Raw genomic sequence first — 22,111 nt, 5'->3', positions numbered from 1 at the left:
AAGCTAAGACCCACAGCGCCGATGGTACTGCACCCGGGAGGGTGTGGGAGAGTAGGTCACCGCCGGAACACCATTAACGGTCGAGGACCCCCAACCACAGGTTGGGGGTCCTCCCGCATTTAACCCAAAAACACCCGCAGGCTCCCGGCCACGTTGGGAGTCCCGCGGCATTTACCCCCAGCCCAAAACCCCGCCAAGCCCGGCTCCCATCAACAAAACCCCAGCCAGGCCAGGCCCCCCACCACGATGGGGCCCTCCCGCATTCACCCCCCGCACAAAATCCGGTGCCGGCCCGGCTAAGAGGCGCGGGTAGAGTAAATGCCCATGGATAACCTCTTCAGCCACGCGCCCGTTGAACCGCCTGATGGTCCCGAACCGGGGGTGGCAGACGGCCTGGAACCGGTTATTTACACGGTGGTGGTGCCCGGCGCCGTCGCCCGGGCCTTTGTGGGATTCACCGAACATACGCACCTCTGGTGGCCCCTCGAGGATCACAGCGTCTACGGCGTCGGTTCCTACGTTGAGTTCGAGGAGAACCTGATCATGGAGACCGCTGATGATGGCCGGACGGCCGTGTGGGGATCCATTGACGACTGGCAGCCTCCGCTGTCCTTCCATGCCAGCTGGCACCCCGGGACCACTGCCATGTGGTCCACCGAGCTCCGGGTGGCTGTCAGGGCTGTAGACGAGGGAACAGAGCTCCGCCTGGTTCACAGCGGCTGGGAAGGCGCCGAGGATCCTGAGGCCACCCGGGCCGATTACGCGGCCGGCTGGCCCGGCGTCCTGGACCGTTTTGTCAGGTTCATGGGCGGCACCGGCGCCTGAGCTTGCTGCGCCTGTGGGCCGCATCGCGGCGTTCCTTCCCAGTTGCTTGGAGGACCGGGGCCCGGAACCCGCGGGCCTCCCCGGATTTCCGGGCCGTTCTGGGCAGGGGGCCAGGCAATGAGGCGAGGAACTGGGCAGGAACGCTGCCACGAAGAAAAATAGCCGGGCCGCAGCCAAGCTTTCCTAGCGCAGGGGGCCTTGGTCCACGGGTGGAACAGCAGTGCTGGACCGGATGACAAAGCGTGTGGGGTATTCGGTGTGTGCGGTCGCTGTGTCCGCCGCACCGTCGAGCCTGGCCAACAAGCGCTGCACGGCCAGCGCGCCCTGGCCCCGCGCATCCTGATCGAAGGTGGTCAGCCCGAAGACCTCACCAAGCTCATGGCCGTCGATGCCGATGACGGAGAGGTCCTGCGGCACCCGCAGGCCGAAATCCCGGGCAGCGAGGATCGTGCCAATCGCCATCTCATCGGAGGCGGCAAAGACGGCCGTGGGGCGCTCCGGTGAACTGCCCAGTAGCTGTCGGGCGTTGGCATAGGCACCCTGGATCGTGAAGTCAGCAGAAACCTGCCACTCCGGCCGGACGGCCAGCCCGGCGTCGCGCATGGCCTTCTTGAAGCCCGCCTGGCGCGTCCCGGGAAGCCGGAAATCCTGATCGTAGGCGGCATCGCCGGTCATATGGGCGATCTTGCTGTGGCCAAGCTGGATGAGGTGGCGTGCCGCGGCCTCCGCGATGCCGGAGTCATCGATGCGGATGGTCGACGCCCCTGGCAGCGGGCCGCCGATCCCCACGATCGGACGGTGGATGGCCAGCAGCTGGTCGATCTCGGCCTCGGAGAGCTCCAGGGACACAGCGATCACGGCATCCACGCGTTTGCGCAGCAGGAAGTCATTCAGCACGCTGTGGCGGCGCTCCCGGCCTTCGCTGACGTTGTACAGCGTGAGGTCGAAGCCGGCATCCAGCAGGGTGGCGGAGACACCTTCGACCACCGAGGAAAAAAACCACCGGTGAACCGAAGGGACAACAAGGCCAACATTGTGGTTCCGCCCGGAGGCTAGGCTGGACGCCTGGTATGACGCGACGAAACCGAGTTCCGCGGCAGCGGTCCGGGCGCGCTCCCTGCTCCGCGGAGAGACGTTGCCCTTGCCGCTCAGGGCGCGCGAAACGGTAGCGATGGAGAGGCCGGCCCGTTCCGCGACGTCCTTGATGCCGGGCACGCCTAGCCCTCCGTGCCCTCGATGTAGATTTCCAGCCAAACAGTTTCACCTGAGATTAACGGGTGGCTGGCGCCGGCCATGTCCCCGGCGTCGTAGCCGGCCTCTGGAGACGTTGAACTGCGCAGCAGCACACGTCCGGCGGGCAGTTCCAGGGGCTCGGACCCCACATTCAGCAGCACCAGCGTGGAGCCGTTAAGGAAGGCAAGGCTCGTGTCGGTGCAAAGGTCCTCGTACCAGGACAGTGAACCGCGGCCAAGGTCCAGCCGGCGGCGCAGCTCCAGCATGCGCTTGTAGAGGCTCAGGTGCGACGACGCTGAGGCGGCCTGCACATCCCGCGCCAGCCGCGCGAAGCTTTCCGGCTGCGGCAGCCAGGGATCCTGCCCGTGGCCGAATCCGGCGTTGGGTTCCCCGGCCCGCCAGGGCAGCGGAATGCGGCAGCCGTCCCGGCCCAGCCGCGCGCCGCCGGTGCGGGCGAAGGTGGGGTCCTGGCGCCGGGTGTCCGGGATGTCGATCCCGTCCGGGAGGCCGAGTTCTTCACCCTGGTAAAGGTAGGCTCCGCCAGGCAGACCCAGCATGAACAGCGATGCCGCTGCCGCCCGGGACCGTCCGAGGTCCTCGTCCGGCTGCGGATCCCAGATGCCGATTCCGTCGCCGTCGCGCGGCGCCTGCCCGTTGTACCCGAAGCGGGTGGCGTGGCGGACGACGTCGTGGTTGGAGAGCACCCAGGTGCTGGGAGCCGCGACGGCGTCCAGCGACGTGAGTGACTCGGTGATGACGTGGCGCATGCGGTGCACGTCCAGGCCCGCGTGGAGGTACGGGAAGTTGAAGGCCTGGTGCATTTCGTCCGGGCGGACCCAGTCGGCGAGCCGCGGGAGCGGGTCAACATTTGCCTCGGCGCAGAGGATCCGGTCCGGGCCGTACTCGGCCAGAATCCGCCGCCACTGGCGGTAGATGTCGTGGAGGGCAGGCTGGCCAAACATCGGAGCGTCGCGTCCGGGGAAGCCGTCGGAGCTGCTGCCGTCGGCGCGGCCGCCCCACTCCGGCAGGCCGGGGGCCTTCACGAGGGCGTGCGCCACGTCCACCCGGAAACCGGAGACGCCGCGGTCCAGCCAGAAGCGCAGGACCCGCTCGAATTCGTCGTGGACGGCGCGGTTGTCCCAGTTGAAGTCCGGCTGGGAGGAGTCGAAGAGGTGCAGGTACCACTGGCCCGGGGCGCCGTCAGGTTCGGTGATTCGGGTCCACGCTGAACCGCCAAAGTGGGACTGCCAGTTGTTCGGCGGTTCCTCGCCAAATGCTCCGCGGCCGTCGCGGAAGATGAACATGTCCCGTTCCGGGCTGCCGGCGGGCGCGGTCAGGGCGGCTTGGAAGGCCGGGTGCTGGTCCGAGCAGTGGTTGGGCACGAGGTCCACGATCATCCGCATCCCCAGCCGGGTGGCCTCGGCCATCATCGCGTCGAAATCGTCCAGCGAGCCGAACAAGGGGTCGACGTCGCAGTAGTCGCTGACGTCGTAGCCGGCGTCCCGCTGCGGCGAGCGGTAGAACGGGGACAGCCAGACGGCGTCGATGTCCAGTTCCGCAAGGCGGGGCAGCTCGGCGGTGATGCCGGCGAGATCACCGATGCCGTCGCCGTTCAGGTCCCGGAACGAGCGCGGGTAGACCTGGTAGATCACGGCAGAGCGCCACCAGCCGGGAATGTGGTCAGCGGCGTGCACCGGGGTCAGCGGGCCCGTCAGGGGGCCGGCCAGCGCTGCGGGGGAGAAAAGAACTGAATCAACGGACATGACGGCAATCGTAAGGCTCCGACGCCAAAAAAGTGAAAACGCTTCCAGTCATGTTTCTAAGGGCACTTTTGACTAATGTCTGGACTTTCCGCCGCACGTTTGGAAGCGCTTGCAGCTGTGAGTCACATCACCGAGAATGCGCAGCCTTAGACTGGGATTCGGATTCGATCGAACTGGAGACCGCATGCGCAGCATCATCGATGAGCTGACCTCTTCCCTCGGCGCGGCGAAAATTGCCGTGGACGACGCCGCCCTGGCCGCCTATGCCGTGGACCAGGCTCCCGTGTTGGATTATCAGCTCCCGCTGGCCGTGGTCCGGGCCGAATCGGTGGCCGACGTGCAGGCAACGGTGCGTGCCTGCGCCGCCCGCGGCGTCGCGCTCGTGGCGCGCGGGGCCGGAACCGGTGTCTCCGGCGGTGCGCATGCGAGCGAGGGCTGCGTGGTGCTTACGCTCGAGGGGATGAACCGCATCCTGGACCTCAATCCGGATGACGAGACCGCCGTCGTCGAGCCGGGCGTCATCAACGCTGACCTGAACGCGGCTGCCGCCGTGCACGGGCTGATGTTCGCCCCGGATCCCGCGAGCTTCAAGATGTCCACTATTGGCGGCAACGTGGCCACGAATGCGGGCGGGCTGCGCTGCGCGAAGTACGGGGTGACCCGGGACTCGGTCCTGGCCCTCGACGTCGTGCTCGCGGACGGCTCCCTCATCCACACCGGCCACCAGACTTTCAAGGGCGTCGCCGGCTACGACCTCACCGGACTCTTCGTCGGCTCGGAGGGAACTCTGGGAATCGTGGTCGGTGTCACCGTGCGGCTGAAGTACCTGCCCCGCGAAGTGCACACCATCGCCGCCTTCTACCCGGACTTCCGCAGCGCCGCGGCCGGCGTCCTGGCTGTGGGCAGGGCCCGCGTTCAGCCGGCCATCATGGAACTGCTCGACGGCGGCTCGCTCGCCCAGCTCGATGACATCCACGGCTCCGACCTTGCCGCGCGCGGGGCGTCCCTGCTGCTGATCCAGACCGACGGCTTCGGCGCGGCGGCGGAAGCCGCGGCCATCCGCCCGGTCCTGGCGGCGGGGGGAGCCGTGGTGACCATGGAGGCCAACGCGGAGGCGGAGCAGCTGGTCGAGCTGCGCCGCAACAGCCGCGGCACCGAGGTGGACGACGAATACCGGGTGGGCGAGGACGTGGCTGTACCGCGCTCGCGCCTGGTGGACTACGTGGCCGAACTCGAGGCCATGGCGGCGGAGCACCAGGTCCAGCTCAAGGTCGTGGCCCATGCCGGCGACGGAAACCTGCACCCCACCTTTTGGATCGACCGGGCGGACAACACCGTGGACCCCGATGCCATGGCCCGCCTCGGCGCCGCCCTGGACAGGTCCATTGCCGTGGCGCTGGCCATGGGCGGCACCATCACGGGCGAACACGGGATCGGCCAGTACAAGCTGCGCTGGCTGGGCCTAGAGCAGAAGGAACCCGTGCGCGAACTGCAGCGCCGGATCAAGGAGCTGTTCGACCCCGCCGGGATCCTGAACCCCGGCAAGGCGATATAGCTGAGCCGATTTGGCTGAGGGGAACTAGCCGAACCGATTTAGCCCGGGCGTGCCACAACCCCACCCGGTGCGAAGCCTAGTCGTCGGAGTCGGGGTATTCTTCGATCGATTCGTCGGCGCCGTAGCGTGATTCCTCGGTCTCCACCTCGAGGATCTTGAGCAGCCCCGTGTCCGGGTTGAGCATGATGGCGGCCTCGTCCCGGCGGTGGCGGAGTTCGTTGTCAATGTAGGACTGGACGGCCTCGGCCAGGGGGATGTGCCGGTTCTCCTTCTCGGACATGTACCAGCGGTGCTCCAGGACCTCGTGCACCGCCTCGGCCGGCTCGAGCTTGCCGGAGAGATCGCGGGGGATGGCGCGCACGATGGGCTCGAAGATCTGGCTGACCCAGAGGTGGGCGCTGTATTCCTCGTCCATGCCCGGGTTGTTGTCCGCCCGGAACGAGTCCATATCGTTCAGGAGCCGGCGGGCCTGGTTTTCCTGGGCGTCCAGGCCGGTCAGGCGCAGCAGGCGGCGCTGGTGGTGCCCGGCGTCGACGACCTTGGGCTGGAGCTGGATGGTGGAGCCGTTCTGCGTGGTCTTGATCGCGTATTCCTCGACGTCGAACCCCAGCTCGTTGAGCCGCCGGATGCGGGCGGCCACCCGCCAGCGTTCGCCGATCTCAAACGACTCCTTCGCCGTCAGCTCGGTCCACAGCCGCCGGTAGCTGTCCATGATGAGCTCGCTGGTGGCCACTGGGTCCACCTTCTCCTCGATCAGGCCGCCGTCGAGCAGGTCCATGAGTTCCCCGGCGATGTTGACCCGGGCGATTTCGAGGTCGTACTCGCGCTGGCCGGTGGACAAATCCGGGTACAGCTCGCCGGTCTCGGCGTCTACGAGGTAGGCGGCGAACGCGCCGGCGTCGCGGCGGAACAGGGTGTTGGAGAGCGAGACGTCGCCCCAGTAGAAGCCGATCAGGTGCAGCCGGACCAGCAGCAGCGCCTGGGCGTCGATGAGCCTGGTCAGGGTGTCCTTGCGCAGCATCTGGGAGAAGAGCGCGCGGTAGGGCATGGAGAACTTCAGGTGCCGGGTGACCAGCACAGGGTTCAGCGGCCGGCCCTCCGGGGTGGTGCGCCCGGTGATGACGGCCACGGGCTCCACGCCGGGAACGTCCAGCCGGGCGAGCTTGCGGAGCATGTGGTACTCGTGGCGGGCCACGTGCTCAGAGGTTTCCTTGATGGCAATGACGGAGCCGCCGAGGTGGGCGAAGCGCACGATGTGCCGGGAGATGCCGCGGGGGAGCGCTGCCAGATACTCTGCCGGCCAGTCCTCGAGGGCAATGTGCCAGGGCAGATCCAGGAGCTCAGGCTCGGTGGCGGCGGCCGTGATGCTCAGGGAACTGGACGCTATCGAAGCCTTTTCGTCATTGGCACTGGCGGCTTCGTACCGGGGCAATTTTCCGATCTGACCGTAGTCAGTGGGCTCGTCGTGCCACTGGGCGCTGTATTCCTCGGTCATGGGGTTTCCTCGGTCATGAATCAATTCTTCCGTATTTTGCAGGTGCCGCCTAAAGCGGAGCAGTTAACGCCCGACGGCGGCCCTCCACTGGGGAGGACCGCCGTCGGTTGCACCGTTGTGGTCAGTCGCCGAGGCGCAGGCCGGTCTTGGTGTCGAACAGGTGCACGTGGCCTGACTGCGGGCGGACCCAGATGGACTCACCCTTCATCGGGGGGCGGCGGCCGTCGACGCGGGCCACGATGTCGTGGCTCTGGCCGTCCAGCGTGGTGTGGCCGTAGACGTAGGCGTCGGCGCCGAGTTCTTCGACGACGTCGACCTCAACCTGGAGACCATCGCCCTCGGCAACCGTCTCAAGGTCTTCCGGGCGGGAACCCAGGGTCACGGTCTGGCCGTGCGCCTCTTCGAGGACGTCACGCGGTACCGGGTAGACGGTCCCGCCGAACTGCACGCCGCCGTCGACGACCGGGAGCTCGAGCAGGTTCATGGCGGGGGAGCCGATGAAGCCTGCCACGAAGACGTTCTTGGGCTTGTCGTAGAGGTTGCGCGGGGTGTCGACCTGCATCAGCAGGCCGTCCTTCAGCACGGCGACGCGGTCACCCATGGTCATGGCCTCGACCTGGTCGTGGGTCACGTAGACGGTGGTGACGCCGAGGCGGCGGGTCAGGGACGCAATCTGGGTGCGGGTCTGCACGCGCAGCTTGGCATCAAGGTTGGACAGCGGCTCATCCATGAGGAAGACCTGCGGGTTACGCACAATGGCCCGGCCCATGGCAACGCGCTGGCGCTGGCCGCCGGAAAGGGCCTTCGGCTTGCGGTCCAGGTACGGTTCGAGGTCCAGCAGCTTGGCGGCCTCCCGGACGCGCTCGGCGCGCTCTTCCTTGCTGACGCCGGCGATCTTCAGCGCGAAGCCCATGTTGTCCGCCACGGTCATGTGCGGGTACAGGGCGTAGTTCTGGAACACCATGGCGATGTCGCGATCCTTCGGCGGAACGTCCGTGACGTCACGGTCGCCGATGAGGATGCGGCCGGAGTTGACGTCCTCAAGACCCGCGAGCATACGCAGGGAGGTCGACTTTCCGCAGCCGGAGGGTCCAACGAGGACCAGGAATTCGCCGTCGGCGATATCAATGTTGAGCTTGTCAACGGCGGGCTTATCGGTGCCCGGGTATAGGCGTGTTGCGTTGTCAAAAGTAACTGTAGCCACAGTTATCAATCCCTTCACCGGCAGGTACGTGCCGGACGATCCGTAGTGAATGGTCATCTTATTCAGTTGGTAATTCAATTTTGGGTCCTCATGCGCATACTCCTCGGCCGAAGCCGAGGAGTATCCAATGACGCCGCACGGTAGTTGTGCGCCACATCACATACAGAGTATGTCAGATTTATGGCATTTGGGCCAAAATGTTACGGATGTCACAGGTGATGATGCCCACTCGGGCGGCGTGGCGGCTGAGTTTCCGGCCTTTCCCGTGCCGGCCTGTTAGTGCCCGACTGCGCGTGTCCGCTCCCTTAGGAGGGCTTCGAGCAGTTCGCAGATGTGGACCGGAGCCTCCACCCGGAACTCGGCCTGGGTGAAATCAAGCCCCACTTTTACCCCGAGATCGCCCGGGACGAGGCTGCCCAGGGCGTCCTCGTCGGTGGTGTCGTCGCCGGCGAAGACCACGGCTGTAGCTCCGGCCGCCTGCCGCAGGAAGGAAATGCCCTCTCCCTTGGAGGCGTTGACCACGGAGGTCTCCAGGACCCGGTGCCCGGTTTTCAGGAACACGCCGCTACGGTCCTGCAGGACTGCCCGTGCCGCGGCGACGGCGTCCTCGGCGACGTCGGCGGACGCGAGGCGCGTGTGCAGGACGACGCCGGCCGGCTTGTCCTCCAGGAGGGTTCCGGGTGCCTGCTCCGAGATGGCCTCAAGCTCCTTGCGGACGTCGGCCAAGAGTTCGCGCTGGGCGTCGTCGAGCATCAGCTGCGAGGAGCCCGGTCCCATCCAGACCTCGGCGCCGTGGCTGCCGATCAGCAGCGTGTTCTCCGGGGGGTTGGCGACGGCACGCAGGCTGTCCAGTGCACGGCCGGAGATGAGCGCCGTCGTCGTCCGGGGAAGTTCCGCCAGCCCCGCAAAGGCGGCCGCCGAGCGCGGGAGTGCGCGGGCGTCGTCCGCGTGATCCACGAGCGGTGACATGGTGCCGTCGAAGTCCATCGCCACGAGCAGGTGCTCGGTGCCGGCGACGCGGCGAACCGCCGCCAGCAGTTCAGGGGAGAGCGAGAGCGGCGCTCTGCCTGAATCGTTGGGGCCTGAATCGTTGGTTTCGGTGGCGTCAGGAGTCATCGCGTACAACCTTTTCGGCGAGGGCGTTCAGGAAGTCGGAGGACCAGAGGTCGACGTCGTGGTCCAGGATCTGCTTGCGCATGGCCCGCATGCGGCGGCCTGCCTCGGACTTTGGCATGTGGACGGCCTTCATGATGGTGTCCTTGAGGCCGTCGATGTCATGCGGGTTCATCAGCAGCGCCTGCTTGAGCTGATCGGCGGCGCCGGCAAACTCACTCAGGACCAAAGCGCCGTCGTTTTCCGTCCGAGCCGTGACGTATTCCTTGGCCACGAGGTTCATGCCGTCGCGCAAGGCTGTGACCAGCATGACGTCGGCGGCCAGGTACAGCGACACCATCTCCTCGATGGGGTAACTGTGGTGCAGGTAGCGGACGGCCGTGTTCTGCATGGTGTCGAAGGTGCCGTTGATGTGGCCCACGGTGCCTTCGACCTCCTCGCGGAGCAGTCGGTACTGTTCCACGCGTTCCCGGCTGGGGCTGGCCACCTGGATCAGGGTCGCATCCTCCACGGTGAGCTTGCCGTCCTGCAGCAGTTCCTCGTAGGCCTTGAGCCGGTGCCGGATGCCCTTGGTGTAATCGAGCCGGTCGACGCCGAGCAGGATGGTCTTGGGGTTGCCGAGGTCCCGGCGGATCTGCTGCGCCCGCTCAACGACCACCGGGTCCTTGGCCAGCTCGCTGATCTGCTTGACGTCGATGGAGATAGGGAATGCCTGGGCCCTGGCGATGTGGGTGGTTTCGCCGCCGGCGCCCCTGACGTGGACCTGCTGCTGCTTGACGCTGGCGCCCAGGAAGCGCCGGGCGGAGCGCATGAAGTTTCCGGCGTCGCTGCTGCGCTGGAAGCCCACCAGGTCCGCGCCCAGCAGGCCGTCGATGATCGCGCGGCGCCAAGGCAGCTGGGCGAAGATCTCCGGCGGAGGGAACGGGATGTGGTTGAAGAACCCGATCTTCAGGTCCGGCCTGGCCTCCCGGAGCAGCTTCGGCACCAGTTGGAGCTGGTAGTCCTGCACCCAGACCGTGGCGCCCTCGGCCGCATGGCGGATGACGGCGTCGGCGAACCTTCGGTTGACCTTCCGGTAGGAGTCCCACCAGGTGCGGTGGAACTCCGGCGGGGCGATCACGTCGTGGTAAAGCGGCCACAGGGTGGCGTTGGAAAAGCCCTCGTAGAAAAGCTCGATGTCGTCCGTGCTCAGCTGGACCGGGATCAGATCGATGCCGCCGTGGCTGAACGGCTTGACGTTTTCATCGGGGGCGCCGTGCCAGCCCACCCAGGCGCCGTCGGTCTTGGTCATCATCGGGGCCAGCGCTGTTACGAGTCCGCCGGGGGAGCGGCGCCAGCCGTCCTCGCAGCCGGGTTCGTCAGCTGAACAGCGGTCGACGGGCAGCCGGTTGGATACCACCATGAAGTCGAACTGATCCCCTGCCTCGGCACGTGTAGACGCGCCGTCGCTGTCCGTCTCCGCCGCTTCAGTGGTGTCTTGGCCGCCGTGTCCGGCGCTGTCCGTTGCTTCCATTGGTGCCCCCTGGGGTCCGCTCGTGGCTCTCCGTCAACCCTAGCCGCACGGAATCTTCCGGGCTATTCGTCCGTTGGGCAGGCTGAAGGGAAACTTGAAAGCGCAAGTTCTCGGGTTTCTCCCCTAAAATGATGAAGTTGCCACTGAGTGGACCGTCCCTGGCCGAACGACCCGAGGAACCAATGAGCCCCGCAAACGAACCCCGACAGTCAAAGGCAGAGCGCACTGCCGCGGCGCGCGAGAAAGCCCGTGAGATCCGCGAGGCGCAGCTGAAGAAAGAGAAGCGCAACAAGCTGCTGATCGGCTGGGGCATTGTTGCCGCCGTCGTAGCCATCATCGTGATCGTTGCGCTCGTTGTCACTTCCAACATCAAGAACAACGCCCCGGTGGCCGACGAGGGGCCCACCCCGGCCAACGGCAACATCCACGGCGGCGTCACCTTGCTGGCCAACACTGAGGTTGCCAAGACCGAACCCGCCACCGTGAAGCTGTCCGACCTGCCGGCCGCGCCGGCCACGCCGCCGGCTACGGTCACGGCACCGGGCGCAGAGGCTGAGGCCGGCAAGCCGGTCAAGGTGGTCCTTTATATCGACTTCATCTGCCCTGTCTGCAAGGACTTCGAGGCGAAGTACAACGAGACCCTCACCAAGCTGCGCAATGACGGCAAGATCACGGTGGAATACCGCCCGCTCGGCTTCCTGGACAGCCGGTCCACCACCAACTACTCCTCGCGCGCGGCCAACGCCGCAGCCTGCGTGGTGAATGAATCCCCGGAGAAGTACTCGGATTTCGTCGACCTGCTGTTCGCTAAGCAGCCGGCCGAAGGCGGTGCCGGTTTGTCCGACAACGAGCTGAAGAAGCTGGCCACAGACGTCGGGGCCAAGAGCATCGACCAGTGCGTGGATGGCAAGACGTACCGCCCGTGGGTTAAGCACACCACCCAGGAGGCTTCGGTGATCGGCGTGACCGGCACACCCACCGTGTTTGTCGAAGGCAAGCAGTGGGGCACGGGCGACAGCGCGCAGACCCCGTTCGACCAGTACCTGCAGGCCGCGGTCGACGCCAAGAAGTAACCTTCCACGGCACTGCCGTTGACGGCCAGCCGTCGAAGGCCCGCAGTTGATGGCCCGGCCCCGGATCGCTCCGGGGCCGGGCTCTCGTTTGCCCTCGCTTCGCGGAAGCGGCGTTGCGCGTTTTTCTCAGCGGGCGTGGGTGGGCTAACCTTGTCTAGCGTCCTGATATCTGCCCCATTTGGGTCTGGTGCCAGCAGGCGCAGGAATGCCTCCTTAGCTCAGTTGGCCAGAGCATCGTTTATCCCTAGTCGCCGCCCCAACTCCCTTGAGATGGCGCCGATCGGACGTGGATGACATGCCTCCCACACTCGCCGCGGGAGCGTGATAACTTTATGTAAGCCTGCCCCCTTGGCACAATTGGTAGCGCGACGCTCTTGTAAAGCGTAGGTTGTCGGTTCGAGTCCGACAGGGGGCCCTGACTACTAGCTGCTGAGGTAGGACGTTTAGTTCTATCTAGTGGATCGCCGGAATCGGAGGTCCTATAACTCCTGAAAAAATGCCGGGTGCACGGCGCTGGCCGCGCCAGCTGATTGACAATTTCGGCTTGTAGGACCACGCGCTGATGTCGCCGCTTTGATTTGTTGAGGCGCCTCGTGGTCAGAAATCGCGTGCTTAGTCGATCTGGTGCTGGTTGTTACCCGCTGGACCTGGGCATAAAGAGAGCCCAGGATTGCACTGCTTCTCTAGCTCATTCGGTCAGAGCACTTGAATCTTCATCAAGGGGTGCCGGGTTCGAAACCCGGGGGGAGCACTGGCTGTCGTGTGAACCACAGCCTGTGACGAGACGATTCTTTACGTGTCTGGATCGCGTGGAGTCGTGGAGGGTTGCCTGTGACTTTCGGCGATAAATGGCGGCCGTTTCGTAACTGTCACATTTAGAAGTCGTCTGCATGCGCCCCCGCGGAACTCCGGGGTTGTGTAGACGACTATGGACACGGAAGTGTTCGGAGTCCGCTGCACGGACCTGGATTCCGCTTCATAGTCGCCTGTACAAACCGTCGTTTTCAGAAGTTGCGTGCACCAACCAGCAGGAACTACTTCTTTGGTGCCTCGGTCGCGCCTGTTGCGGGCACCCACCGTTAGAGGGTGGGCACGGAGACTCCCCGGGTGTCGGCGACCTCCCGGGGCAGTGTTCCCTGGCTGAGGAGCTTTCGGGCAGAGCGGATCTTGGGGCCAGGTCACCCGATAGGTGTCAAGGTCACCATTAGCCAGACAACGAGGAATCCGAGGCCGGCCGAGACTAGCAGTACGGTCAGGAGCGGGACGGCTGCTTCGCGGGTGATGATGCGGAGCAGGACGGAAACCGGCATCCCCATTAGCCGCGTCAGGCCCAGAACTTTCCCGCTTGGACGTCGAAGTCGTTGCCTCGCAATGCCGCGGTCTGTCCGAAGGAGTGGTGCAGGCTGCGGGCACTGAGGATGGCGGCAGTGGTATCTAGGGCGACAAGGGAACTAGGGGTGCGGGAAACCGAAGCCGGCGACGCTCACCGTCCAATGGCAGACTATGCATGCAGAAACAAGTCTGGACAGTACGATTTCGAGTTATGGAAGCTAATACCCTCTACAAGGACCTAATGTTCACGGTGCTTCGCATCGTTACTACGGATGAGAACGGACATGGTGACGGCAATCGCGGGACCTGCGTAATGGTCGACCTGGAATTGACTCCTGAGACAACCACGCCTGTACTTGTCACAAATAAACATGTTGTCGAGCGCGCCGGCGAGATTTCGCTACACGTTCAGACGCGCAATATTCACGGTAATGTTATTCTTGGCGACACCGTCCCAGTGAAAATTACTCTTGAGGGCGACCGCTTCTTCTCACCACAAGGCGGCGATGTGGACATCGCAATAATTCCATTCGGCCAAGTTTTGCTCAATTTCAAGGACCAGTATCCGGACCGTGAGCCCTTCTGGCGCTGTCTGCCGGTGTCAGAGTTTCCTTCAAATGACGAATACGCCTCATTAGATGCGCTCGAAGAGGTTTTCTTCATCGGACATCCCGATGGCCGTTGGGATAAAGTGAACAGGACGCCAATTTTTCGACGTGGAATCACCGCCACTCCAGCCATTCTCAACTGGGAAGGACGATCAGAATTTCTGATCGATGCAAGTGTGTTCCCAGGAAGTAGCGGGAGTCCCGTGTTCGTGTCGCGCACGACAACTTTTCTGCAGAACTCAAAATTGATAAAAGAACAGCTTGCAATATTCGCTGGACTAGTGACCGAGTCCCACCATCGGAAACACGACTTTGAAGTGCTAGAGCTCCCGTATGAAATTGAGGAATCGATCGATCTCGGCGTAGTTACGAATGTTACTGCAATCAAGCGGGCGTTAGATAGCTATTGCGAATACGCAAATCAGCCAAAACCAAAGTTCCGCGATTCTGCCTTGGGTGCATCAAAATAGTGTTCAGATTGATATTCAATTTACTGCGTTTGTCTATTTAGTGGTGCCACAGTCGCCACGTCAGGCCGCTGCTTACGCCCTTGTACTCATTGGGGACGGTCGCCAGCGGGAAAGCTCTGCACAGCTTCGGCTGTGGAGATCTTTCGTGCACCGTGCCGGGTTCTTGTAGCGCCCGTATTCGCTTTGTTGCTGGCGGCGCTGGTCCTGGGCCCTCAGTTGGGCAGCTGTTGCCGCGGCGGTCACGGTACCTGGTTGTGGCGGAAATGAAGCGTTCATGAGCCGCAACATCTTTTCCAACCGGGAGTCAATGTCGGCGGGGGTTCGAGCCGAGCTGGTTCTTCCGGTTTTGCGTCGTCGGCCATGAGTTGGTTGGTCCGTGCCGAGTCGGTTTGGACGGCCTTCAGCGTGTCGGCGTGCTTGAAGGGTTCGCCCAAGAGATCGGCGGACGGGAGACTGCGGCGGGCTATTTGTGTTGTTGCCCTGGGCACTCCTTCAATGCGTTCTTCGACGGTTGCCAGGTCAAGGTCCCGGGCCGGTATGAGTCGGGCCCGGAGTTCATGGCCACCGATGGTTCCGAGCTCGTCGTAGCAGTAGAGGTTCATGAGCCGGTGGCGGTGTTTGCCGACCCACGCCGGGAGCGCTTCGGCCGCGTCCCCGCGCTTGTCGAGGGACTTCCCGTCGATGGTGGTGTTGAAGGCGTCCGCGGTGGTATCGATAGTCCGGGCCGCTGTTGCCGGGATCAGGGGCACGTCGCCGGCGGCGGCCGTGGCATGTTCGCCGCGTTTGGTATGGGCAACAGCAACCATGTTGCGGTTGTAGGTCCGGTCCAGGCGACTCAGGCGCAAGTTCCTGATCGGCGACAGCCTTTTCCGGGACCAGGGGTTACCGCTGGTGAGGACTTTCGCCTGGGCGAAGTTCAGGGTGTTGTCATACGTGCTCAACGGCGTCGGCTCCAAAGCCCTCATCCGCTTGGCGGAGAACACAGATGCATCCTTGCTCATTGGCGGCGCCGACCGGCCAGGACCCCTGGCCTGGGCGGACAGGTCCTCGAGGGATCAGTCTCCGCGTCCCTGATCCACAATCAACACCGCCCAGTCCTCGTTATCGCCGACAATAGATAACCGGAATGGCCGGGCCGCCGACTTCTCACCTCAAAGCCCTCGTCTTAGCTCGGCCGCGCCCCCGGACCGGTAAGAACCCATGAAAACGACAACGACGCTATTAGGCGTCTGGTGCAGCCCGTAAGGGGATCCCCTAACGGACAGCCGGACCCTTCTGCTGGTCCGACTCGATGTGTCTGATAACTCCTTTGCCCCTAATCCATAGTGTTTCGAGACGCGGAGTCTAAAACGACCGCTGATCATCACAGCGGTTATGCCGGTCAGTTCAGGGTCATCCCCTCTGGCACGGCGCGCTCCTCAGGCCTTAGCGCCCTCTCCCATCCGCCATCATCGAGAATGCGAAGCTCGGAGTTCCTGAAACTTTCGTGAATACGCCACAGGCTCTCCTCATCGCGGAAGTTTCTGAGGAGGCCCCCTGAAGGATCGAGGATGTCGAGCACCATTAGCCGGACTACCTCGCGAAGCACGATGCTGACGAGATACGTCTCGTCGTTCTCGGGGAACTCGCCCCTATCGAAGTGCTTGATCGAGTTGTAGGTGTTAGCAGCCGCCCGGGCCAAGCCGACGATGCTTTCTACCCGGTCGCCCCAATCGACATTGAGTGAATGCAGACACCGATAGACATAGGTTGCCGTCGTCGTCCTACCGCGCCTGTAGGTGACCATTTCACCCTCACGCTCACCTATGAGATGTCCGCCAGCTTCCAAGGACATAGACAGGGACACGACCAGATCCTCGATCAACACTCGGCGCCTCCCAAGAACCCCGACCGTAGGGAGAATGAACCGCCTCCACCGCTCGTACTCTCCAGCCCATCGAGCGAGACCTTCCGGCCCGATTTGTCGAAGGTGGACGAGAGGCTGCCGCAAGTCATCTTTAGTGGGTTGTTTCTCCGCATATTCGCGAACCGTCCTTCGGCTGATCAGTTCCACGAAGGGGTTATTTATCAACCTGCCGTTGCCTAGCCGAGTTGTGAAGGTCTCATCCCTGACGTGATGCTTTCGAAAGTGGATCGCTCCGTCGAAGGCGAGGACAAGGAGATGCACAACCTTCCGCTGCTCCACGAGGTGGTCGAAGAAGCGTCTAGGTTCTGCAAACCTGCTGCCGAGCACGACCCATTCGAAGATGCCGAAGGTTGGGTCGTCAGGGGTCTCGGAGCCAGTTGTCCGCCAATCTGTCCGGAGTGTCATCACCGCGTCTCCCTGAGACCATTCAACAGAGTTGACGCTCTGGACCTCCACGGCGACCTTTTTCACCAAGCCCTTGTCATCGGTTTTCCTCTCGTGGCTGATTGCGGTGAAGCCGCTCCACTCTTTCAACCCGTCGACATGGCTTCGCACCTCTGAAACCAGGAGGGGTGTCGATAGGTCAGCTTCGCGTCGTGCAAGCACAATTTCTGTCGGTAGCAGCCTTCCGAGCGACAAACCAGGCCCACTTTTAATCGTGTGTCCGGACCACTGAACGTCGAACAGCGACACGTCACCTGCATCAGTTTTTAGCACCATGTTCTCGGGAGGAGTGCGTGTAGAGAACCATGCCTGCACAGGGTTGAATTGCCCCGTAGGGTCATCTTGGATATACGGAACCTCTATCACTGCGCCGTTCGGCTCTTCCATGCGCAATGTGCTTCCTACATACGGCGTATCCGCGACTCCGTCAACAAGCAGACCCACAAGGGATTTTCCGAAGGTGAGTTTCTCAACAGCCATGGCGTCAGCATAGCCGCGGTGGCCGAGACCACGTCTTTCTGTTTTGAAATTGAGACCGTTACTCCTTAGAGGATGTAATTATTGCCGTTTGATACAAAGTCTGGCTCTTGCCAGGCTTGATTCTTCTTATGGGTCTGCCAGAACCCTCGGAGCATGCAGAGACTCTCCGTTACCTGCTTCAGCAGACCAACCTGCTGGTGGAGTAACGAGCCGTCGATTCGGTTTGGCTCAGGGCGATGAGCCGGCTTTTGCCTTAGTTTGCGCACGAGCCGTAATGGTTTTAGGACTTCCTCGATGCCATCCTCAGAAACATGGCGAATAGCCAAAGAGTGATGGAGTCGGCCGAGAGTACCCACTGTCTTTCCGTCCTCATCGACCTTTCTTGCGCCCAGATCGTCAAGGGCCTTGTGTAGCAGATTGTCGGAGAGCAGATGGTCTAACTGCAGTATGAACGCATCGAATTCCTTACCCGAGGGCCTTATCATCCAACCGAACTCTCGAGGACGCTCCACGCTTCTAAGGAGAGGTTTTTCGTAGATGTTCACATGCAGCTCGTTCCACGCCTCGAGCTCAAAAAAGAACCGCTCAAACGGGCCAAGGCCATCTGCCCAATGTCCCATCTGCTGAGCCCACCACATGGGATGGGGTTTCAGTGTCGACGATTCTTCGACCTGGAAGGTATTCCATCGCAGTTGGTGGGCTGGATGCAGCTTTGCCAGGTCGCCCAGGAACGCGCAAACCCTGCGGATGATCGGGGTCGCGGCGTCCTCTGGATCGTATCGTGAGAGATCGTAGGCGTACCCGATGTGGCCCATGATGATCTTGTCTTTTTCTGAGGCTGCCTCATCGGAATACACTTTGTCGGACACGATGGTGTCGGCTCCGAAATCTCGAAATTCAAAGTTGAATCTAGGGTCGTTTCGGTAGGACTCGAGCACGTCGAATTCAAAGAACGCAAGCTCTAGAGTTCCACGGCCTGCAGCCAGAAGGCGGCGGTAAGGCTCGTTCCCGGGGACCGTATTGACGTCGCCTGAGGTCATCGCGGCGGGCGTGGGGTACAAACAGACCCCGTAGGGCTCTTCGGCGAGTCGTTGCAGTGACTCGATCTGGTCGTCCTCTGTGCGTCGCGAAGGCCACGGTCGAATGTGTGGGTTCGGATAGTCCTGTTCGCTCACAACCTGAACCTTTCCACCCCGCACCAGCTCCGTTGCTGCGGGGATGAGATGTGCGGACTCTCTATCTAGGTAGAGGCCATTGAAATCCCCGGAATTCAGGTATCGATCCTTTATTTCCTTCATCAGTTCAGCCATGTCCTGATTATCTCCGAGTGCCCGGGCAAATAACGCCGGCGACCCGGAAGCCTCATGTCTGAGGATCGGATCTATACGGATGGGACGACGCACGGGAAGGTCCCCAGTCACCGCGTCCGGGAAAGGGAACCCCGATGCCTTGGCAGCGATTCATCGAGCCACCACAGCAGTGCGCAGACGACTTCTGACACGATGCGCAGTCGACATCTGAAACTGAGAGGCGCATCGGAAGCTCTAAGTGCTCGATTGGGAATTCACTGGCGTGCTTCCGAACAGCTTCGAGCACCGAGGCGTTCCTCAGCGACCGCGCCTCGATCCTAGGACTTGGTGAGCGGCCGCTCGGCAGAGAGAGCGACAGCAAGGCCAACCAATCGAACCCACTTCTCGCGGAGCTCTTCCTCGTCCTTCGCCTTGCGGCGTTCATATCCACGTCGCACGGATGACCCAGCTTGTCCGGAATGAGTGGGCGACGAACCATCACAAGGCGCGTGCAGGGCAGCGGACGGTCTTCGTCTTGCTCTGGTAAATCGCTTCTGTCCCGGGCGGAAGAGAGGCACCGCACAGCCGGCACGCTCCGGCGTACCCAAGCCTCATTTGTTTCATGGAGGACATGATCCCGCCGGCGCCCGCAAGTGGCTCAATGTAAGTAGCCACGCTTGAATAAGTATCAGTATCGCCCCCACAAGGCCTCACACGCCCTTATTTCTGCAGCTCCTCGTACACGAGTTCGCCGAGCATCTTCAGCAGAGCCTTCATTTTCGTCTTGTCGCCGAGTGCCTGGAGGCTCAAGTTGTAGTGGCTGTCCATGGAATTCGAGACCGCTTCGGTGACGGCGGATTCCAGGTGCGGGCTACTACCGAAGTGGTTCCGTGAGTTGTTCTGGGCCTGCTTTTGCAGCGTCTCGTTCTTCACCAGCTCTCGGCGTACGCCCTCCACAAAGTGAGCCACCGCGTCGAGCTCTTCACCCTCAAACGGCAGGTTGGCCTGCTGGATGACTTCCTTCCACGTGACGAGGACGGGATCCTTGGCTTGGCCGGTTCCCGGATCAGTCAAGGGTTTCAACGGCTCGCCTTCACCGGAGAGCTGCAGCTGGGCCTTGCCCTTGTCCTTGAGCGCGTACTTGGCCAGCACCACGCCGGAGACGTCCAGCGCGACCTTTGCGTCGTTGACCCGGAGAACGGGCAGGAGGTGTTTGTAGTAGATCGAGCGCTTCTCCAAGTCCGTGTCGGCGAAGTCGACGATCTGGGAGAGGAAGTCGTAGGCGCGGACAAACGAGCCGAGGTCCTTGCGGAACAGGTCCAGCTCGTCCTGGGCGGCCTTGTCGCCTTCGGCGACAGCGGCGTTGTACCGGGTGTTGAAGCGGGACTTCGCCGGTGCCACCCAGCCGGAGAGGGCGTTGTTGCCGGCCTCCAGGACGTAGGACTTCACGAGCCCGTCCACTTCGGACTCGAGGTAGATCTGGGCGGCGTCGAGCTTGGCCTGAAGATCGTGCACCACGTTCGGTTCGGAGACGCCCTCCAGGGCGGCCTCCCGGAAATATGGCTGGAAGGAAGCCAGAATCTCATCCGGGTCGTTGACGAAGTCCAGCACGAAGGTCTGGTCTTTGCCCACGGCGGTGCGGTTCAGACGGGACAGGGTCTGCACAGCCGAGACGCCGGAGAGCTTCTTGTCCACGTACATCGCGACGAGCAGGGGCTGGTCGAAGCCGGTCTGGAACTTGTTGGCCACCAGCATGATCTTGTACTCGTCCGTGGAAAATGCCTCGGGCAGCGTGCGCCCCTTGAGCCCATGGTTCATGTTGAGCTCGGTGAAGGCGTTGGGGCCGGAGTCGTCGTCGTTCACTTCGCCGGAGAAGGCAACCATGGTGCCCAGACCGAAGTAGCCGGCGTCGTGGATGTATTTGTCGATGGCGAGCTTGTACCGGACGGCTTCCTTGCGGGAACCGGTGACCACCATGGCCTTGGCCTTGCCGTCCAGGCGCCAGGCGACGTTGGCTCGGAAGTGCTCCACGATCACCTGGACCTTCTGGCTGATGTTGTACGGGTGCAGCTTCACCCAGTTCATCAGCGACTTGAGCGCCTCGGATTTCTCCACCTGGGTGTCGTCCGAGTCGTAGTCCCGGCCCTCGTGGGTGAGCCGGTAGGCGACCTTGTAGCTGGTGTAGTTCTGCAGCACGTCCAGGATGAAGCGTTCCTCGATGGCCTGCTGCATGGAGTACAGGTGGAACGGCTGCGGCAGCCCGTCCGGCCCCTTGCGGCCGAACAGCTCGAGGGTCTTGGCCTTGGGTGTGGCGGTGAAGGCGAAGTAGCTGATGTTCTTGGCATCGGCACGTTCGGCCATTTCGGCCGCCAGATAGCTTTCGACGTCGAACTCGCCGCCGTCGTTGACGTCCGCCAGTTCCTCCGCGGAAAGCACCTTCTTGAGCTTGTTCGCGGTGGATCCGGTCTGTGAGGAGTGGGCCTCGTCCGCGATGATGGCGAAGTTCCGGCCCTTCAACGCCTGGGATTCGGCGATGGCCTTCAGGGCGAACGGGAAGGTCTGGATGGTGACGATGATGATCGGAGTTCTCGCCACCAGGGCAGCGGTGAGTTCGGCGGACTTGGAGCCGGCATTCCCGCGGATGGGGACCACGACGCCGGACTTGTGCTCGATCTGATAGATCGCGTCCTGCAGCTGGGCATCCAGCACCGTCCGGTCCGTCACGACGATCACGGAGTCGAAGATCTTTTCGTTGCCGGCGCCGTGCAGGGAGCTGAGCTGGTGCGCAGTCCAGGCGATGGAGTTGGTTTTGCCGGACCCGGCGGAGTGCTGCACCAGGTAACGGTGGCCCGGACCCTCGGCCCGGGCGGTCTCGATGAGCTGGTTGACCACGTCCCACTGGTGGTAGCGGGGGAACAGCAGGGATTTGCGGACTTCCCGCGCGCCGGTGACGGGGTTGGTCTTGTCGCTGATCTGCAGGTGCAGGAACTTGCCGACGATGTTCAGCCACGAGTCACGCTGCAGCACCTGTTCCCAGAGATAGCTGGTGGCCGAACCCTTGAGGTTGACCGGGTTGCCGGCGTGGCCGTCATTACCGAGATTGAAGGGCAGGAAGTAGGTGTCCTTGCCCTTGAGCTCGGTGGTCATCTGGATTTCGTCGTTGCTGACGGCGAAGTGCACCAGCGCGCGGCGGCCGAAGGACAACAGCGGCTCGTCCTTGTTCTTGGCGTTGCGGGGCAGCCGGTCTTTGCGGTACTGCTCGACGGCGTCATTGATGTTCTGCGTGAAGTCCGTCTTGAGCTCGATGGTCGCCACCGGCAGGCCGTTGACGAACAACACCAGGTCAATGCTCTTCATCGTGTCGACCGTGGAGTAGTGGACCTGCCGGATCACCCGGAGGCGGACCTTGCCGTAGCGCTCAAGGGTCTCCGGGTTCAGCCCCATGGCCGGCCTGAACTGGCACATCTCAAACTTCGCGGCGACGTCCTTGAAACCGGTGCGCAGCACCGAGAGCATGCCGGCTTCCTTGGCCGCGGGCTTGTCCAGGACCTTGCACAGCCGGTCCAGGAGGAGCCGCTTTGCGACCTCGTGCTCGGCGGGTGAGTCCGCCGGCTTCAGAACGTTGGCTAGTTGCTCCGGCTGGGTGTCCGCGAGCCACGCGAAGACGTCTTCGGGGACCAGAGCCCGGGTGGCGTCGTAGAGCTCGCCTGCCTTGCGGTCGGGCTCGTAAATCCAGCGCTGTGCTGCAAGAGCCCGGCAGATCTCATCCTCGAACGTCACTTCATTGTGCTGCGCCATATTGTTCCCC

15 protein-coding genes and 2 tRNA genes are annotated in these 22,111 nt (G+C 63.0%); 6 read left to right on the top strand and 11 right to left on the bottom strand.

The window, feature by feature from the left end; translation table 11 throughout:
• Positions 1-324: 324 nt before the first annotated feature.
• Positions 325-825 carry an SRPBCC domain-containing protein gene (locus tag ACFRJ8_RS19105; protein ID WP_377987915.1) on the top strand — a complete coding sequence of 167 codons (501 nt, stop codon included), beginning with the start codon at positions 325-327 and terminating at the stop codon, positions 823-825.
• Positions 826-1,008: 183 nt separating this feature from the next.
• On the opposite strand, the gene ACFRJ8_RS19100 is transcribed toward ACFRJ8_RS19105, so the two are convergent.
• Positions 1,009-2,040, bottom strand: a complete 1,032-nt coding sequence (locus ACFRJ8_RS19100; protein WP_377987913.1) for a LacI family DNA-binding transcriptional regulator — start codon at positions 2,038-2,040, stop codon at positions 1,009-1,011.
• Positions 2,041-2,042: 2 nt separating this feature from the next.
• The gene (locus ACFRJ8_RS19095) at positions 2,043-3,821 is read right to left on the bottom strand and encodes a glycoside hydrolase family 13 protein (RefSeq protein WP_377987912.1); all 1,779 of its coding nucleotides are present in this window, start codon (positions 3,819-3,821) and stop codon (positions 2,043-2,045) included.
• Between the two features lie 184 nt (positions 3,822-4,005).
• On the opposite strand from ACFRJ8_RS19095, the gene ACFRJ8_RS19090 reads away from it, so the two are divergent.
• Complete coding sequence (locus tag ACFRJ8_RS19090; protein ID WP_377987910.1) at positions 4,006-5,376, top strand: FAD-binding oxidoreductase; 1,371 nt, start codon at positions 4,006-4,008, stop codon at positions 5,374-5,376.
• A 76-nt stretch (positions 5,377-5,452) separates the two neighbouring features.
• Here the strand turns inward: ACFRJ8_RS19090 and ACFRJ8_RS19085 are convergent, their stop codons facing one another.
• The 4 genes from ACFRJ8_RS19085 to ACFRJ8_RS19070 all read right to left on the bottom strand — a co-directional run bounded on the left by ACFRJ8_RS19085 (position 5,453) and on the right by ACFRJ8_RS19070 (position 10,701).
• Positions 5,453-6,871, bottom strand: a complete 1,419-nt coding sequence (locus ACFRJ8_RS19085) for a DUF4032 domain-containing protein (protein ID WP_377987908.1) — start codon at positions 6,869-6,871, stop codon at positions 5,453-5,455.
• A 121-nt stretch (positions 6,872-6,992) separates the two neighbouring features.
• Positions 6,993-8,075: an ABC transporter ATP-binding protein gene (locus ACFRJ8_RS19080; RefSeq protein WP_277528136.1), complete on the bottom strand. Its 1,083-nt coding sequence runs from the start codon at positions 8,073-8,075 to the stop codon at positions 6,993-6,995.
• Between the two features lie 276 nt (positions 8,076-8,351).
• Positions 8,352-9,191: a trehalose-phosphatase gene (gene otsB / locus ACFRJ8_RS19075; protein WP_377987906.1), complete on the bottom strand. Its 840-nt coding sequence runs from the start codon at positions 9,189-9,191 to the stop codon at positions 8,352-8,354.
• Positions 9,181-10,701: a trehalose-6-phosphate synthase gene (locus tag ACFRJ8_RS19070; RefSeq protein ID WP_377987904.1), complete on the bottom strand. Its 1,521-nt coding sequence runs from the start codon at positions 10,699-10,701 to the stop codon at positions 9,181-9,183. The genes otsB and ACFRJ8_RS19070 overlap by 11 nt, the downstream gene beginning before the upstream one ends.
• A gap of 182 nt (positions 10,702-10,883) precedes the next feature.
• Here ACFRJ8_RS19070 and ACFRJ8_RS19065 point away from each other — a divergent pair, with 182 nt between their 5' ends.
• From ACFRJ8_RS19065 to ACFRJ8_RS19055, 3 genes are all read left to right on the top strand, one after another.
• On the top strand, positions 10,884-11,774 hold the full coding sequence (locus ACFRJ8_RS19065; protein WP_377987902.1) for a DsbA family protein: 891 nt from the start codon (positions 10,884-10,886) through the stop codon (positions 11,772-11,774).
• Positions 11,775-12,116: 342 nt separating this feature from the next.
• Positions 12,117-12,189 (top strand) — tRNA-Thr (locus tag ACFRJ8_RS19060).
• A gap of 262 nt (positions 12,190-12,451) precedes the next feature.
• Positions 12,452-12,525, top strand: a tRNA-Lys gene (locus ACFRJ8_RS19055).
• Between the two features lie 427 nt (positions 12,526-12,952).
• Here ACFRJ8_RS19055 and ACFRJ8_RS19050 read toward each other — a convergent pair.
• Complete coding sequence (locus tag ACFRJ8_RS19050) at positions 12,953-13,084, bottom strand: hypothetical protein (protein ID WP_377987900.1); 132 nt, start codon at positions 13,082-13,084, stop codon at positions 12,953-12,955.
• A 233-nt stretch (positions 13,085-13,317) separates the two neighbouring features.
• On the opposite strand from ACFRJ8_RS19050, the gene ACFRJ8_RS19045 reads away from it, so the two are divergent.
• Positions 13,318-14,184, top strand: a complete 867-nt coding sequence (locus tag ACFRJ8_RS19045) for a serine protease (RefSeq protein WP_377987898.1) — start codon at positions 13,318-13,320, stop codon at positions 14,182-14,184.
• Between the two features lie 272 nt (positions 14,185-14,456).
• On the opposite strand, the gene ACFRJ8_RS19040 is transcribed toward ACFRJ8_RS19045, so the two are convergent.
• The 4 genes from ACFRJ8_RS19040 to ACFRJ8_RS19025 all read right to left on the bottom strand — a co-directional run bounded on the left by ACFRJ8_RS19040 (position 14,457) and on the right by ACFRJ8_RS19025 (position 22,101).
• The gene (locus ACFRJ8_RS19040) at positions 14,457-15,185 is read right to left on the bottom strand and encodes a hypothetical protein (protein WP_377987896.1); all 729 of its coding nucleotides are present in this window, start codon (positions 15,183-15,185) and stop codon (positions 14,457-14,459) included.
• 380 nt (positions 15,186-15,565) lie between these two features.
• Positions 15,566-17,014: a hypothetical protein gene (locus ACFRJ8_RS19035; RefSeq protein WP_377987894.1), complete on the bottom strand. Its 1,449-nt coding sequence runs from the start codon at positions 17,012-17,014 to the stop codon at positions 15,566-15,568.
• A gap of 65 nt (positions 17,015-17,079) precedes the next feature.
• Positions 17,080-18,324, bottom strand: a complete 1,245-nt coding sequence (locus ACFRJ8_RS19030; RefSeq protein ID WP_377987892.1) for a hypothetical protein — start codon at positions 18,322-18,324, stop codon at positions 17,080-17,082.
• A 699-nt stretch (positions 18,325-19,023) separates the two neighbouring features.
• Entirely contained in the window at positions 19,024-22,101 is a 3,078-nt protein-coding gene (locus ACFRJ8_RS19025) for a type I restriction endonuclease subunit R (protein ID WP_377987890.1), read from the bottom strand.
• Positions 22,102-22,111: the final 10 nt, after the last annotated feature.

The organism is Arthrobacter sp. NPDC056886 (assembly GCF_042788715.1).
Taxonomy (GTDB): Bacteria; Actinomycetota; Actinomycetes; order Actinomycetales; family Micrococcaceae; genus Arthrobacter.
The sequence above is the reverse complement of the archived record's forward strand: the minus strand, read 5'-3'. Positions and strand labels throughout refer to the sequence as shown.